Annotated in this window: 11 protein-coding genes; 7 read left to right on the forward strand and 4 right to left on the reverse strand. The window is 38.8% G+C overall.

The features are described 5' to 3' along the window. Positions 1 to 9: 9 nt before the first annotated feature. Genes D172_RS04630 through rpoS form a run of 3 tightly spaced genes read left to right on the forward strand, consistent with a single transcriptional unit; the run spans position 10 to position 2463 of the window. On the forward strand, positions 10 to 588 hold the full coding sequence (locus tag D172_RS04630; protein WP_007376073.1) for a YqaA family protein: 579 nt from the start codon (positions 10 to 12) through the stop codon (positions 586 to 588). 40 nt (positions 589 to 628) lie between these two features. Further along, on the forward strand, positions 629 to 1453 hold the full coding sequence (locus tag D172_RS04635) for a peptidoglycan DD-metalloendopeptidase family protein (RefSeq protein ID WP_007376074.1): 825 nt from the start codon (positions 629 to 631) through the stop codon (positions 1451 to 1453). 35 nt (positions 1454 to 1488) lie between these two features. Further along, complete coding sequence (gene rpoS / locus D172_RS04640) at positions 1489 to 2463, forward strand: RNA polymerase sigma factor RpoS (RefSeq protein WP_007376075.1); 975 nt, start codon at positions 1489 to 1491, stop codon at positions 2461 to 2463. Between the two features lie 94 nt (positions 2464 to 2557). Here the strand turns inward: rpoS and mutS are convergent, their stop codons facing one another. Continuing rightward, entirely contained in the window at positions 2558 to 5143 is a 2586-nt protein-coding gene (gene mutS / locus D172_RS04645; RefSeq protein WP_007376076.1) for a DNA mismatch repair protein MutS, read from the reverse strand. A 21-nt stretch (positions 5144 to 5164) separates the two neighbouring features. Here mutS and D172_RS04650 point away from each other — a divergent pair, with 21 nt between their 5' ends. Next, entirely contained in the window at positions 5165 to 5653 is a 489-nt protein-coding gene (locus tag D172_RS04650; protein WP_007376077.1) for a CinA family protein, read from the forward strand. Positions 5654 to 5721: 68 nt separating this feature from the next. Then, positions 5722 to 6765 carry a recombinase RecA gene (gene recA / locus D172_RS04655; protein ID WP_007376078.1) on the forward strand — a complete coding sequence of 348 codons (1044 nt, stop codon included), beginning with the start codon at positions 5722 to 5724 and terminating at the stop codon, positions 6763 to 6765. A 535-nt stretch (positions 6766 to 7300) separates the two neighbouring features. On the opposite strand, the gene D172_RS04660 is transcribed toward recA, so the two are convergent. Then, positions 7301 to 9409: a TonB-dependent siderophore receptor gene (locus tag D172_RS04660; protein WP_007376079.1), complete on the reverse strand. Its 2109-nt coding sequence runs from the start codon at positions 9407 to 9409 to the stop codon at positions 7301 to 7303. Positions 9410 to 9676: 267 nt separating this feature from the next. Next, entirely contained in the window at positions 9677 to 10846 is a 1170-nt protein-coding gene (locus D172_RS04665) for a DcaP family trimeric outer membrane transporter (RefSeq protein WP_007376080.1), read from the reverse strand. Positions 10847 to 11289: 443 nt separating this feature from the next. On the opposite strand from D172_RS04665, the gene acs reads away from it, so the two are divergent. Both acs and D172_RS04675 read left to right on the forward strand, forming a co-directional pair. Next, positions 11290 to 13230, forward strand: a complete 1941-nt coding sequence (gene acs, locus D172_RS04670; RefSeq protein WP_007376081.1) for an acetate--CoA ligase — start codon at positions 11290 to 11292, stop codon at positions 13228 to 13230. A 104-nt stretch (positions 13231 to 13334) separates the two neighbouring features. Then, positions 13335 to 13985, forward strand: a complete 651-nt coding sequence (locus D172_RS04675; protein WP_007376082.1) for a response regulator transcription factor — start codon at positions 13335 to 13337, stop codon at positions 13983 to 13985. A gap of 100 nt (positions 13986 to 14085) precedes the next feature. On the opposite strand, the gene purU is transcribed toward D172_RS04675, so the two are convergent. Beyond that, on the reverse strand, positions 14086 to 14916 hold the full coding sequence (gene purU, locus D172_RS04680; protein WP_007376083.1) for a formyltetrahydrofolate deformylase: 831 nt from the start codon (positions 14914 to 14916) through the stop codon (positions 14086 to 14088). Positions 14917 to 14932 lie beyond the last annotated feature (16 nt).

Raw genomic sequence — 14932 nt, forward strand, 5'->3', positions numbered from 1 at the left:
GAATTCATTTTGAAGTTGTTTACTAAGTTATATGATATGGCCCTTGTATGGGCCAAGCATCGCCATGCCGAGCGTTATTTGGCTGCAATGAGCTTTGCTGAGTCTGTTTTTTTTCCAATCCCACCTGATGTTATGCTTGCGCCTATGTCGCTTGCTCAACCTAAAAAAGCATGGCGCTTTGCAAGTTTTGCCACAATCGCATCGGTTGTTGGCGGAATAATTGGGTATTTACTCGGCTTTTGGTTATTTGAACCCGTTGTTGATCCATTAATTGCACAAATGCACTGGCAAGAAAAGTTTGATGTCGCATTAAACTGGTTTAAAGATTACGGTGTTTGGGTTGTTTTTTTAGCTGGTTTTTCACCTATACCTTATAAAGTATTTACGATTGGCGCGGGTGTTTTACAAATGGCCTTTTTGCCTTTTTTAATTGCATCTGCCATCGGGCGCGGTGCGCGATTCTTTTTAGTTTCAGCTTTAATGAAGTGGGGCGGAGCTAAGATGGAGCAAAAATTACGTCAATATATTGAAATACTTGGTTGGGGATTAGTAGTATTAATTGCAGTAGCGTACTTTTTGTTGCGTTAAGCTTTATAAAATAACTTTTTTACATAAGGAGCTAAATACAATGAATAAACAATTTATGCGTTATGTTGCTTTATTTATTAGTATTTTGCTTTTTGGCTGCTCGTCTCGTCATGTTCCAGCACCAGTCAGCAGTCTAAATAATAATGTTAACTATTTAGATCATAAAATTAACATTAGTGGTGATGAGTATAAAGTTCAAAAAGGAGATACTTTATATTCAATTGCTTTTAGTGCAGGTCAAGATTTTCGTAAATTAGCAAAAAACAATTCTATTTCATCACCTTATGTAATATATCCTGGGCAAGATATCTCTTTAACACCATTGCAGTCAGAAAATAAAAAGTCGAAAAAATATACGAATTCGAGTAAAAAGTCTAGAAAAAGCACACAAAAAAATAACAAAAAATTAAAGAAAGAGCTTGATCAGCCAAAACAACGAGAGTATGTTCAAAAACAAGCCAGTAACAAAGTTAGTAATAAAAAGTATTTGTCGAGTAGTAAGGTGAAGTGGTTTTGGCCAGCAAAAGGTAAAATTACTAAACGCTTTTCTAATAAGGAAAACGGATACAAAGGCTTACAGATTACTAATAAAAAAGGGGCTTCAGTATTAGCCGCGGCACAAGGAACGGTGGTGTACGCGGGTAACGCACTTCGAGGTTATGGTAGTTTAATCATATTGAAACATAATGATGATTACCTAAGTGCTTATGCACATAACTCGAAATTACTTGTTAAAGAAAAGCAGAAAATTAAGGCTGGACAAAAAATAGCAGAAATTGGTAATTCAGAATCTTCGGTTACGGCACTTCGTTTTGAAATTCGCTACCGAGGGCAAGCTGTCAATCCTGCTAAATACCTACCCTAATTTTAAGGTATTGATAATTGCTCGGGAGAAGGCTTATGGCTAACGCAGCAAAATTTGACAAAAACATCACGAATGATGACAAGTTCGATGATACCACCGTTGAAGAAAACACATCGTTACTTGAAAAAGTAGATGACGAAGATATATTTGCCAAAGAAGAAGTAACAAAAAACCTTGACGCCACTCAGCTTTATCTTGGTGAAATAGGTTTCTCTCCATTACTGAGTGCAGAAGAAGAAGTCTTTTTTGCACGAAAATCACTTAAAGGTTGTGACGCCTCTCGTAAACGCATGATTGAAAGCAATTTACGCTTGGTTGTTAAAATAGCTCGCCGATATAATAACCGTGGACTTGCCTTACTTGATTTAATTGAAGAGGGTAATTTAGGTTTAATCCGCGCTGTTGAAAAATTTGATCCTGAACGTGGCTTTAGATTCTCAACTTACGCGACATGGTGGATACGCCAAACAATTGAACGTGCCATTATGAATCAAACACGTACGATACGTTTGCCTATTCATGTGGTTAAAGAGCTTAATGTTTATTTACGTACCGCTCGTGAATTAACTCAAAAGTTGGACCATGAACCCACTGCTGAAGAAATTGCAGAGAGCTTAGATAGACCCGTTGAAGACGTAACAAAAATGCTACGTCTTAACGAAAAAATAGCCTCTGTTGATATGCCAATCGGCGGCGAAAATGACAGTGTGTTATTAGATATTATTCCTGATGAAAAAAGTGCAGGCCCTGAAGGCCAAGTACAAACGAATGATATAAATAAACACATTGTAGATTGGTTAGGTGAGTTAAATCCTAAACAACGCGAAGTGTTAGCACGTCGATTTGGATTACTTGGCTATGAGCCATCTACACTTGAAGATGTAGGCCGCGAAATAGGCTTAACACGTGAACGTGTAAGACAAATTCAGGTAGAAGCATTACGTCGTTTAAAAGACATTTTGCAACAAGAAGGTTTAAGTACAGACAGCTTATTTAATCAGTTTTCGTAGCTAGTTAAATAGTTTAAGAGACTATTATGTGTGTTAAAAAGCCGAAGAATTTATTCTTCGGCTTTTTTTATGCTTGTAAATCAGATGATATAAATTACAACAATGCTTTTAGTTTATATAACAAATCGTGCGCTTGGCGTGGCGATAAATTATCAGGGTCAATTGCACTTAACTGCTCTTCAACTTCAGAAGGTGTACTTTGTGCAATTTCGTTATTAAAAGTAAAGGCTTGCTGCTCTGTATTTGGTGCAGTAACGCTTTGATGATTTTCAAGCAACTTAAGTTTTTGCTTTGCTTGTGCAATCACAGCTTTTGGCACACCTGCAAGAGCGGCTACTTGTAAACCAAAGCTCTTACTTGCTGCACCGTCGAGAACTGTATGCATAAATGCAATCGTATCGTTGTGCTCTATTGCATCAAGGTGCACGTTTACAAGGCCTGTGGTTTGCTCAGCAAGTTCTGTTAATTCAAAGTAGTGCGTAGCAAACAATGTTTTAGCAGATATTTTTGATGCTAAATGATTCGCTGTTGCATACGCAAGCGAAAGCCCATCGTAGGTACTTGTACCGCGACCAATCTCATCCATTAATACTAAAGACTGCGCAGTCGCATTATTTAAAATCGTTGCTGTTTCGGTCATTTCTACCATGAAGGTTGAACGCCCTGATGCTAAATCATCGCTTGCACCAATACGTGTAAATATACGGTCGATATTACCAATTTTAGCGCTGTCAGCGGGCACATAACTGCCAATGTGAGCCATTAGTACAATAAGTGCTGTTTGGCGCATATAGGTTGATTTACCGCCCATATTTGGACCGGTAATAATTAACATTTTACGTTGGCTGTTTAATTCAACAGGGTTGGCAATAAACGGTTCTTTCATTACTTGTTCAACAACAGGGTGACGACCTTGTTTAATGCTAATGTTGTCGTTATCGCACAGTTCTGGTTTTGCATAATTGAGTGCAAATGCACGTTCGGCCAGATTATTTAATACGTCTAAATCAGCCAGTGCCGCGGCCATCATTTGCAACTGTTCAATATGTGGAGCAATAAATCTAAACAACTCCTCGTATAGTTGCTTTTCAAGTGCGAGTGCTTTTGATTGGCTACCAAGCACTTTATCTTCGTGCTCTTTAAGCTCTGGAATAATGTAGCGTTCGTTGTTTTTAAGCGTTTGACGACGAATGTAGTCGGCTGGTACTAAGTGCGCGTTGGCGCGGCTTACTTCAATAAAAAAGCCATGTACGCGGTTATAACCAATTTTAAGCGTACTAATACCCGTACGTTCGCGTTCTCGCAGTTCTAGTTGATCAAGAACATCGGTTGCACCTTTGCTTAAGTTACGCCATTCATCAAGTTCACTGTTGTAACCCGGTGCAATAACGCCACCATCGCGAATAAGAACCGGTGGGTTTTCTATCACTGCACGTTCTAATAATTCTTGTAAATCAGGGAGCTCAGGCGAGTGCTTGATAATACTTGTTATACGAGAGTCGTTAGCATCACCTAACAGGGTATGCAGTGGTGCAAGTGCTTGTAGCGCACTGCGCAGACGCGTTAAATCGCGTGGGCGAGCAGTACATAAAGCTAGGCGGGCAATAACACGCTCTACATCACCAATCTCTTTTAATGATTCGTGCAATTCACCACAAAGTTGTACATCTAAAATGGCGCTAATTGCATTTAAGCGTGAGTTTAGCTCATCTTTATTACGTACAGGAGTATGAATACGGCGCTTTAATAAACGAGAACCCATTGGGGTTGCTGTTTTATCAAGCACTTGGGCAAGCGTGTTTTCGAACCCACCGGATAAATTAACGGTAAGCTCTAAATTTTTACGTGTTGCAGCATCTAAAATAACGGCGTGCTCGTTGTGCTCAAGTGTAATTGCACGAATATGCGGCAATGCCATACGTTGTGTATCTTTTACGTATTGCATTAAACAACCGGCAGCAACCAGTGCGCTGTGAGCTTTATCAACACCAAAGCCGACTAAATCTTTAGTACCAAACTGATCGCATAATAAGTGTTGGGCCGTATCTAAGTCGAATTCCCACTCTGGGCGACGACGAGCGCCTTTTATATGCTCAATTAAATGAAAGTTTTCAAAGCTTTCGCTATACAGAAGTTCTGCTGGTGATAGGCGCTGAATAGTTGAGCTAAAGGCTTCGTCGGTGTTTACTTCAACTATGTTGAAACGACCTGAATTAATATCAAGGTAGGCAATACCGTATAAGCCTTTTTTACTTTGCCAAACACTGGTAAGAAGGTTGTCTTGTCCTTCTTGTAAAAGCGCTTCGTCAGAAATTGTACCGGGTGTAACTATACGTACAACTTTACGATCAACGGGACCTTTACTGGTTGCAGGGTCGCCAACTTGTTCGCAAATAGCGACTGATTCGCCCATTTGGACTAGGCGTGCTAAGTAGTTTTCTACTGCATGATAAGGTACGCCCGCCATAGGGATAGGATCGCCACCGGCTTTACCGCGATGTGTTTGCGAAATATCGAGTAATTGAGCGGCGCGTTTAGCGTCATCAAAAAAGAGTTCGTAAAAATCGCCCATACGATAAAACAATAAAATATCGCGATGCTCTGATTTTATTTTTAGATACTGCTGCATCATAGGGGTTTGTTGTTTTATAGTGTGTGGTGCATAAAGATCAAACGACATGTATTTACCCAAAGGCTGAATATGGAATTACATCAAGAGATTAAAACACTTGCTGCGCAATTAGGCGCTATTTTAACGGATAAATGCTTATGGATCACTAGTGCTGAGTCATGTACTGGTGGCGGAGTGAGTTATGCCCTTACCGATACCCCTGGGAGCTCGGCTTATATTGACCGTGCATTTGTCACTTATAGCAACCAAGCAAAGCAAGACTTATTAAATGTAAGTGCAAGTACATTAGCAAAGTATGGTGCTGTAAGCGAACAAACAGTGCGAGAAATGGCAGTAGGTGCTATTAAAGCAACAAACGCTAATATTGCGATAGCTGTATCGGGCATTGCCGGGCCTGGTGGTGCAACTGAAGGTAAACCTGTTGGACTTGTGTGGTTTGGCATACAAATTAATGATAAGTTGCTTACATTTAAACAAGTATTTATTGGTGATAGAGCTCAGGTTAGGTTACAAGCTATTGTATTTGCATTAAAAAATGTAATAGATGAGATAAAATAAAAAAATTAGCTTGATACTGTGATTTCATACAGTATACTTGGTTCCATTAGCTGGATTTGGAGAACAAAATGAACGATAACAAACAAAAAGCGTTAGACGCAGCACTATCACAAATTGAACGTCAATTTGGTAAAGGCTCAATTATGAAATTGGGTGATAACAAAGCGTTAAACATTGAATCTGTATCTACAGGCTCATTAGGTATTGATATTGCCTTAGGCATAGGTGGTTTACCTATGGGACGTATTGTTGAAGTGTACGGTCCTGAATCATCTGGTAAAACAACGCTTACTTTACAAGTTATCGCAGAAGCTCAAAAAGAAGGCAAAACATGTGCCTTTATCGATGCTGAGCATGCTCTAGATCCAATTTATGCACAAAAACTTGGTGTTAACATTGACGATCTTTTTGTATCGCAACCAGATACAGGTGAGCAAGCGCTAGAGATTTGTGACATGTTAGTACGTTCAAGCGCGGTAGACGTTGTTATTATTGACTCGGTTGCTGCACTTACACCAAAAGCTGAGATTGAAGGCGACATGGGCGACTCGCACATGGGCCTACAAGCACGTTTAATGTCACAAGCATTACGTAAGCTTACTGGTAATATTAAACGCTCTAACACGTTATGTATTTTCATTAACCAAATCCGTATGAAAATTGGTGTTATGTTTGGTAACCCAGAAACAACAACGGGTGGTAATGCACTTAAGTTTTACGCATCGGTACGTATTGATATTCGTCGTATTGGTTCTGTGAAAGAAGGTGATGAAGTTGTTGGTAACGAAACCCGCGTTAAAATTGTTAAAAACAAAGTAGCGCCGCCATTTAAACAAGCTGAATTTATCATCATGTACGGTGAAGGTATTTCTAAGCAAGGCGAGTTAATTGACTTAGGTGTTAAGCACAAAATTGTTGAAAAAGCAGGTGCTTGGTATAGTTACTGTGGCAACAAAGTAGGCCAAGGTAAATCTAACTCAATTAAATTTTTGAAAGAAAATCCAGAAATTGCAGATGAGATTGAAGGTAAGTTACGCGAAATGCTTTTACTAAAAGCAACTATTGAACCAGAAGATGGTGAAGATAAGTTAGGCGATGACGCAGACCTTTAAGCTATATCAAAATGAGTTTCTTAGCTTGATTTGACCCGAGCTTTAAAAAAGCGCTAATCAGTAATGGTTGGCGCTTTTTATTGTTAAAAACTTAAAGTAGATAAGATAAAAACGACACATAAAAATGTGTCGTTTTTAATTTAACCTATAAAAATCTACGGTTAAATCGCGCATTAGTAATTACTATACTAAATGAAGAGCAGAGCGATCATACGCTATACGTTTTAATCAGGTAAAAGCATTCTTTAGGGCGTGTTGAAATTTGTTCAATCTAGGGGCGGTTAAATCGCGGCGTGAGATTTGTAACCTAGTGGACTAAGTAAAAATCGAGCAACAAAGAGTTAATCGTCCCTAGAAAGAACCCAAAGGGTAGCGCATATTTGGTATTTATGCTGCGTTATCGCCTATTTATGGGGAATAACCACACTATATAGGCTCTGCCTTGCCTAAAAACCAAATATGCTGCTGCAAATTCAACCACCAAAGATAAACACGCCCTAATAGTTAAAGAATGGGCCTTAATTAAAATAGAACTTTAGAAGCGATAAGTTAAGCTAACTTTTCCGCTAATAGGGGAGCCATAAAAACCAACATTGGCTAAGCTAGTAATATGTTTTTCATCTGTGATGTTATCAATGTTAGCTTGAATTGATAAGTCTTCGCTCGCATCCCATCGAGCAAATGCGTTCATAAGTAAATAAGAATCCTGCTTAACATTACTGGCTATATTTGCTGTTTTTGATTGCCATTTTCCGGCTAAGCCAAACTGAAACTCAGGTAGTTGAGGCAGCGTATAATCCAATGAAAAATTAACAACATTTTCAGGCTCCCATTCGTGAGAACTATCGCCTGCGTCATCATTGATATCTAAATATGTATATGCAAATACAGCATTTAGATCATCAGTTATATGTCCGGTTAATTCTAATTCAAAGCCTTGGGTATCTTGATCAGCTCCTTTATAGTAAGTAAATCCAGATGCGTTTAGCCCTGCATAAGTTGCAATATTATCTTGTTTGGCACTAAATACTGCAAAGGTTGCAAGTAGTTGATCATCAAACCATTGAGTTTTTACTCCAACTTCGTAATTAACACCTTTGCTTGGATCTAAAAAGTTACCATCGTAATCATACTGCTCTTGTGGCTGATAAATATCGGAATAGCTCACATATACATTAACATCATCATTAATTGCATACGTTGTTGCAAGGTAAGGGCTTATCTCACTTTCATCATTATTTATATCAACGCCTTGGCTAAAGCCTGTACGCTCATAATCGATAGCGTTAAAGCCTGCAATAACAAATAAGTCACTTGTTAGGTTTAATTTAGTAGAACCAAAAAAACGCTTCAAAGTAACATCAATATCAGCATACTTGGTTTGTTCACCCCAAATAGGTTCAGCTATCGCATCTAATGCGTATGGAAAAGCAGGCGCCAAGCCATAAGCTTCAGTTGTTACTGCATCGTAAGAGTTGGTAAAAGAGTAAGATGTACTTTGCGAAATACTTCCACCAAGCATTAACTCATGTTCTTGACCAAACAAGCTGTACTCACCCTTAGCTGTTATATCAAATAAATCAGCAGAGAATTCTGTATCATATCGTCCTGGAAGGCTAACTAAACCTAAATTAGTTTCACTATCAAACATTCCATAATGGTCATAAAGATAAAGTAATTTACTTTGATCTTCTGAGTCTTGGTAATTATAAGTTGTTTTAATTTCCCAGTTATTATCAAATACATAAGTATATTCAATAAAAGCAGTGGTATTAAGAGTGTCCCATTTAGTCCATTCTTGAGTTGGGCTCGCACTTACGTCCCACTCTGCTTGTGTACCATCGGCATATGAAAGCGGTAATCCTCCCCACATTGTTCCATCTGTATTTGCATCTTGATGTGAAGCACCAAATGAAAGTGTCGAATTACCAGTAAGTTGCCCATCAATTACTGCAGAGAAGTAAGTGCGATCGTTTTCTAAACCATCAAGGTATGAATCTGATCCTTCTACAGCACCAATAGCACGTGCAGCCCAGCTACCAGAATCTGTTAACAAAAATGAATAATCAGCTTGTAAGCGCTTTAAACCATAAGTACCTACAGAGATACCTACTTCACCTTCATTTTCATTTGTTGGGCGCTTTCGAACATAGTTAATAGTGCCCGCAGCATTACCTACACCTGTTAATTGCCCATTAGCACCACGAATAACTTCTATTTTTTCATAACCATAGCTTTCCATAGCACCAGTAACAAGACCCCAATTATTAGGTAGACCAACACCATCAACTTGAGTACTTTTAATATCAAAACCGCGAGAAGTATAGCGTGTGCGGTTAGTTTCACCTTGTTCAACAGTAATACCCGTGGCCATTTTCAATGCATCATTAATACTATTTGCTGCAAAGTTTTGAAGTTGCTCTGCGCCAATTACACTAATCGATTGTGGTGTTTCGTTAAGCTCCATCGTTAAACCGGTAGCACCTTTGCTAACGCGATCTTGGCGTACACCTACTATTAATATTTCTTCCATTTTTTCATTATTATTTTCAACTGTATTCTTAGTTGATGTTTCTTGCGCTTGAGCTGAAAAACCCATGGCTAAAACTAAAGAAGAAAGTGCAAAAGTGCGATTGAGTTTCATGTTTTCCCTTAATTAATATTCAATATTATTTGAATTTATATAAATAATTAGGGCATTCTACTAGTTAGAATTAAAAAACTCAAACAAAAACCATTATCATTTACAGGCGCGTTAACATTTTTTTAGGGTAAATTACTTAGTCTGTAAATAATATTATGATTAGGATAAACGATACAGCTTATAAAAATATGCTTTGTTTTTTAACTTAAATTGAATTATTAAAAAAGCGGCCAAGGCCGCTTAAGGAAGTAATTAGATTTTTAGCTATTAAAAAGAGTATTTAACAGAAAATTGTAAACGGTCTAAATCACCATCAACGCCGCTTTCAGTTTCTCGCTCAGCATGCTTTAGTTCAGCGCCAAATGTTAAGCGTTTAACGGGGGAGTATAAGATATTTGCGCTGTAGCTTTGGCTTGATTCTGTAGGATCACCAGAGATAGCGAGTAAATCGGTATTGTTATCAGCAGAGAAGAAAGAGTATAAGAACGTTGAACGCCACTGACTGTTCCATTTATGCTGGTAAGCTACAAAACCTGATGTAGAATCAATAGCATCAAGATCATCACCATCAAGAACAGCGCCATGTGCTACGTTTAAGCCTACATAACGGCCTAAACCTTGCCCTTGGGTAAGCATAAATTTAAGGTTGTCTTCACCTAACTTAACCATACCTGATGCGCTAATGCCAAATGATGTTTCATCAGCGTCAATTTCACCGGCTTTATAAGTAAGTTGACGTGCTAGTGCTGCAACAACGATGTTACCCCAATCAGCTTTGTGCGTATAACGTGCTGTAAAATCAGGTAGTGATGCATCATCAGTGGCAACACGTGTGCCGCCCGCTGTCGTAATTGTACTTTCTGGATTTTCTAATGAAAAAGACCATGCGCCAGTTGTGTATTTAATTTGAGATTGACGAACAAACACAGTGCCTTCAGCTGGGCCTACAAAGTCGAGTGTTTCTGCAAGAGCACCTACGTTTTGAAAGTTTGACCAAGTTTGACCAAATAACCAACCGTCATAAGTGATGAATGCATGTCTAATGCGTGGTGCGTATGAATTTGAAACGCGCTCGTTTCCACCGGCTGCAGACGCTAAAAAGTCAATTTCAATTTTAGTTTTTACCGTTTTACCGTTATCTAATAACGTGGCTGTACCAAAATTAAAACGAGATTGACGTGCGTGCATATCAAAAACTGCATCAGAGCTATTATCATCGCCAACTGTAAGTGTACTTGGTACGTAAAAATCACGACCAACACTTGTGCCTGCTGGTGCACCGGCTGAATAATCACTCCACATAGAGTCAAGTTTAATGTATCCGCCGTAAGTAAATTCGGTATCACCAACCTTTGCAACAGTTGCTGCGTATGTTGCGCTTGAAAGCGCGCAAAGAACAGCACTTGCTGCGAGTGTTTTTAATGGAGTAAATTTCATTTTGGTGTCCTTTATAGGCTACTTGTTTATTACTTTTTATTCATTTATTTTGTATTACTTGCTAAAGGTATTACTTACGAATAAAAAGTGCTTTTTTGCGTGACTTGTCATTACTAATACACATTCTATTTTTATTTGTTAAATAATAGATTAGTTAAGTTTTAGCAAAATTGTTTTATTATTTTACGGCAACACTGTTAAATATGTACGAGATATACTCAATTACCTATTGGTCTATAAGACTAAGGTTTAAGGTATAAGTAGTTTGCATTTACTTACATTTAACATCTTGTATTATTTATGTAAAATAATTAAACCAAGCCAATTATAAACTACAACTGAAGAATTTAAAGGTGTGTACAACTAAGGTCTAATACTTAATAAAGCACTGCTGAGTAATCCTTGATAAGAGCCCAAGGCAAGTAATTTAAATGGAGACTAAGATGTCACAAAGTATCTATCCAGTTCCTGCGCACATTAAAGACGCAACACTCATTGATAAAAATAAATATAATACGCTTTATAAGCAATCTATTGACGATCCAGAAAGTTTTTGGGATGAGCACGGCAAACGCCTCGATTGGTCTACTCCTTACACTAAAGTTAAAAACACCTCATTTGATAAAGGCCATATCAGCATTAAATGGTATGAAGATGGCTACCTTAACGCTTCTTATAACTGTATTGACCGCCACTTAAAGACAAAAGCCGATAAAGTGGCGCTGATTTGGGAAGGTGATGATCCTTCTCAAAGTGAGCACATTACTTATCAAAAACTTCATGATGAAGTGGCTAAATTTGCCAATGGCTTAAAAAAGTTAGGTGTTAAAAAAGGTGACCGTGTAGCTATTTATATGCCAATGACGCCTCAGGCCATTTACGCAATGCAAGCTTGTGCACGAATTGGTGCTATTCACTCTGTTGTATTTGGTGGCTTTTCACCATCAGCGATTGCCGACCGTATTAGGGATTCGGGCGCTAAAGTCGTTATTACTTCTGATGAAGGTCGACGTGCAGGTAATTGCGTACCATTAAAAGCAAACGTTGATGAAGCGGTAGCGCAAGATTCTGTAACCACAATTGAACATGTTATTGTGCACCAATTAACCGGTGGTGAAGTTGATTGGAATAAGCACGATATATGGTGGCACGAGCTAGTTGCTGACTTACCAGCACAGTGTGAGCCAGAACCAATGAATGCTGAAGATCCTTTGTTTATATTGTATACATCAGGTTCTACTGGTCAGCCTAAAGGTGTTGTGCATACCACCGGTGGTTACTTAGTTTACTCATCAATGACACATGAATACGTATTTGATTTAAAAGAAGATGATGTGTATTGGTGTAGTGCCGATGTAGGTTGGATCACAGGCCACAGTTACATAGCGTACGGGCCATTAGTAAACGGTTGTACTCAAGTTGTATTTGAAGGTGTACCTACCTATCCAACAGCTGGGCGTATGGGCGAAGTAGTTGATAAACACGGTGTGACTATTTTATATACCGCTCCTACAGCAATTAGAGCACTAATGGCCAAAGGTGATGAGCCAACAGCTTCGTCAAATCGCGATAGTTTACGTATTTTAGGTTCAGTAGGTGAGCCAATTAATCCAGAAGCGTGGACATGGTATTACGAGAGTATTGGTAAATCTAATTGCCCGATTGTTGATACATGGTGGCAAACAGAAACCGGTGGCATAATGATCACACCACTTCCAGGCGCTACTGATACAAAACCAGGTTCTGCAACACATCCATTTTTTGGTATTGCGCCTGCATTATTTGATGCCGAAGGTAGTACACTCGAAGGTGCTGTAGATGGTAATTTAGTTATTTTAGATAGCTGGCCATCGCAAGCGCGAACTGTTTATGGCGACCATGAACGTTTTGAACAAACTTATTTTAGCGCCTACCCAGGAGTGTACTTTACAGGCGATGGTTGTCGTCGTGATGAGGATGGTTATTACTGGATCACAGGTCGTGTGGACGATGTATTAAACGTATCGGGTCATCGCTTAGGGACTGCCGAAATTGAAAGTGCACTTGTATCGCATGAAGCTGTAGCTGAAGCAGCTGTAGTGGGTTACCCGCATGATATTAAAGGCCAAGGTATTTATGTATATATTACGCCTAACGAAGGTGTAACGGTAAGCGATGAGTTAACCAAAGAGGTACGTAACTGGGTTCGTAAAGAGCTAAGCCCAATAGCATCTCCAGATATGATTCAGTGGTCACCTGGATTGCCAAAAACACGATCAGGTAAGATTATGCGTCGTATTTTACGTAAAATCGCTGCAAATGAGCACCAACAACTCGGTGATACGTCAACGCTTGCGGATCCTTCAGTTGTCGATGAACTAATCGAGAACAGATTAAATCGTTAAATGTGCGTTAAAAACTTGATTACAAGTTGATTCTAAACGTAGTATATCGGCTGTCAGTAAGGGTTTTAAACCTAACTGGCAGCCGAATTTATTAGGAGTGAACCATGAGTCAGTTTTTAATAGCGGACGACCATCCGTTATTTCGTGAAGCACTAAAAGGCGCACTGAGCGCAAAATTTGAAGGTTTAGCCGTTTTTGAATCATCCGATTTTGACAGCACATTGCAAGTGTTAAGCGAGCAAGAGGATCTTGATATATTACTGCTAGACCTTCACATGCCAGGTAATGGTGATTTATATGGCCTTATTCGTATTCGAGAAGAATACCCAAGTTTACCTATAGCCGTTGTTTCGGGTAGTGAAGACGTGAATATAGTTTCAAAAGTAATGGGTTACGGCGCTATGGGTTTTATTCCTAAATCGTCATCGTCTGATGATATTGCCAGTGCAATTAACCAAATACTTGAAGGCGATACATGGCTACCAAAAGAGTTAAAAAACAAAGTAGCTGAAATTGAAGGTGAAGATAGAGAAATAGCAGCGCAAGTTGCCTCATTAACGCCTCAACAATACCGAGTGCTGCAATATCTGCACGAAGGTTTACTTAATAAGCAAATTGCTTATGAACTACACATCTCAGAAGCGACAGTAAAAGCACACATTACAGCCATATTTAGAAAACTCGGTGTGTACAATCGTACCCAAGCCGTTTTAATTGCCGCTAAATTAAAGCTCGAACCAATAGAGCAGGCATAATTTAGATTTAAAAAGTTATTAGCTTATTTATGAGCAAAAAAATGCCAGCAACAATGCTGGCATTTTTTATATGTAGAATAATTAAGCGGTTGGAATAACGCTAAGAAAACACCACGGTTTTATTACCATTAATAAATAGCTTATGCTCTGAGGCAAGTTGAAGTGCTTTACAAAACACAGTTTTCTCTACATCTTTGCCCATTTTAGCCATCATTTCGGCGGTATTCGCATGTGTAACGCTGGTTACATCTTGCAAAATAATAGGACCTTCATCAAGCTCATTATTAACAAAGTGAGCGGTAGCACCAATAATTTTTACGCCGCGCTCAAATGCTTGATGATAAGGTTTAGCACCTATAAATGCTGGCAAAAATGAGTGATGAATATTAATTATTTTACCTTCAAATCGACCCACAAATTCAGGACTTAAAATACGCATGTATTTGGCAAGGCCAATAATGTCAGGATTGTAGCTGGCAATTAGATCGCCTACTTTTTCGTCATGTTCGCTACGGGTTAACCCTTCGTGCGATACAACATGAAATGGCACACCAAACCCTTTAGCTAGCGGCTCTAAATCAGCATAGTTAGCAATTACAGCGAGTACTTCAATATTAAGAGTTTGTTCAAATTGCTTTAACAGCATACCACCTAAACAATGAGCTTCTTTAGTTGCCAATAAAACTACTTTAGTTTTTGCGCCGCAATGTAGCGCAAGTTTAGCCCCATCTGGCAACAATGCGCGTAGTTGATCTAAAAAGTCGCTTTGTGGCTCGCCTGTAAGCTCTGTACGCATAAAAAATCGCTGCGCGTCTTTATCTACAAATTCGTTGTTACGCGTAATGTTTAAATTATTTTTATGGCAAAGCCCTGTAATTTTAGCTATTAAGCCTACATCATCAGCACATTGGGTGGTTAGTATATAGCTCATTGTCCTCATTCTTACC

Origin of the sequence: Pseudoalteromonas sp. Bsw20308, from assembly GCF_000310105.2 — a bacterium.
GTDB lineage: Bacteria > Pseudomonadota > Gammaproteobacteria > Enterobacterales > Alteromonadaceae > Pseudoalteromonas > Pseudoalteromonas fuliginea.

Coding starts and splice junctions, on each gene's coding strand:
- purU (WP_007376083.1), bottom strand. CDS start 14,916: ATGAGCTATATACTAACCACCCAATGTGCTGATGATGTAGGCTTAATA.
- recA (WP_007376078.1), top strand. CDS start 5,722: ATGAACGATAACAAACAAAAAGCGTTAGACGCAGCACTATCACAAATT.
- D172_RS04660 (WP_007376079.1), bottom strand. CDS start 9,409: ATGAAACTCAATCGCACTTTTGCACTTTCTTCTTTAGTTTTAGCCATG.
- rpoS (WP_007376075.1), top strand. CDS start 1,489: ATGGCTAACGCAGCAAAATTTGACAAAAACATCACGAATGATGACAAG.
- mutS (WP_007376076.1), bottom strand. CDS start 5,143: ATGTCGTTTGATCTTTATGCACCACACACTATAAAACAACAAACCCCT.
- D172_RS04635 (WP_007376074.1), top strand. CDS start 629: ATGAATAAACAATTTATGCGTTATGTTGCTTTATTTATTAGTATTTTG.
- D172_RS04665 (WP_007376080.1), bottom strand. CDS start 10,846: ATGAAATTTACTCCATTAAAAACACTCGCAGCAAGTGCTGTTCTTTGC.
- D172_RS04675 (WP_007376082.1), top strand. CDS start 13,335: ATGAGTCAGTTTTTAATAGCGGACGACCATCCGTTATTTCGTGAAGCA.
- acs (WP_007376081.1), top strand. CDS start 11,290: ATGTCACAAAGTATCTATCCAGTTCCTGCGCACATTAAAGACGCAACA.
- D172_RS04650 (WP_007376077.1), top strand. CDS start 5,165: ATGGAATTACATCAAGAGATTAAAACACTTGCTGCGCAATTAGGCGCT.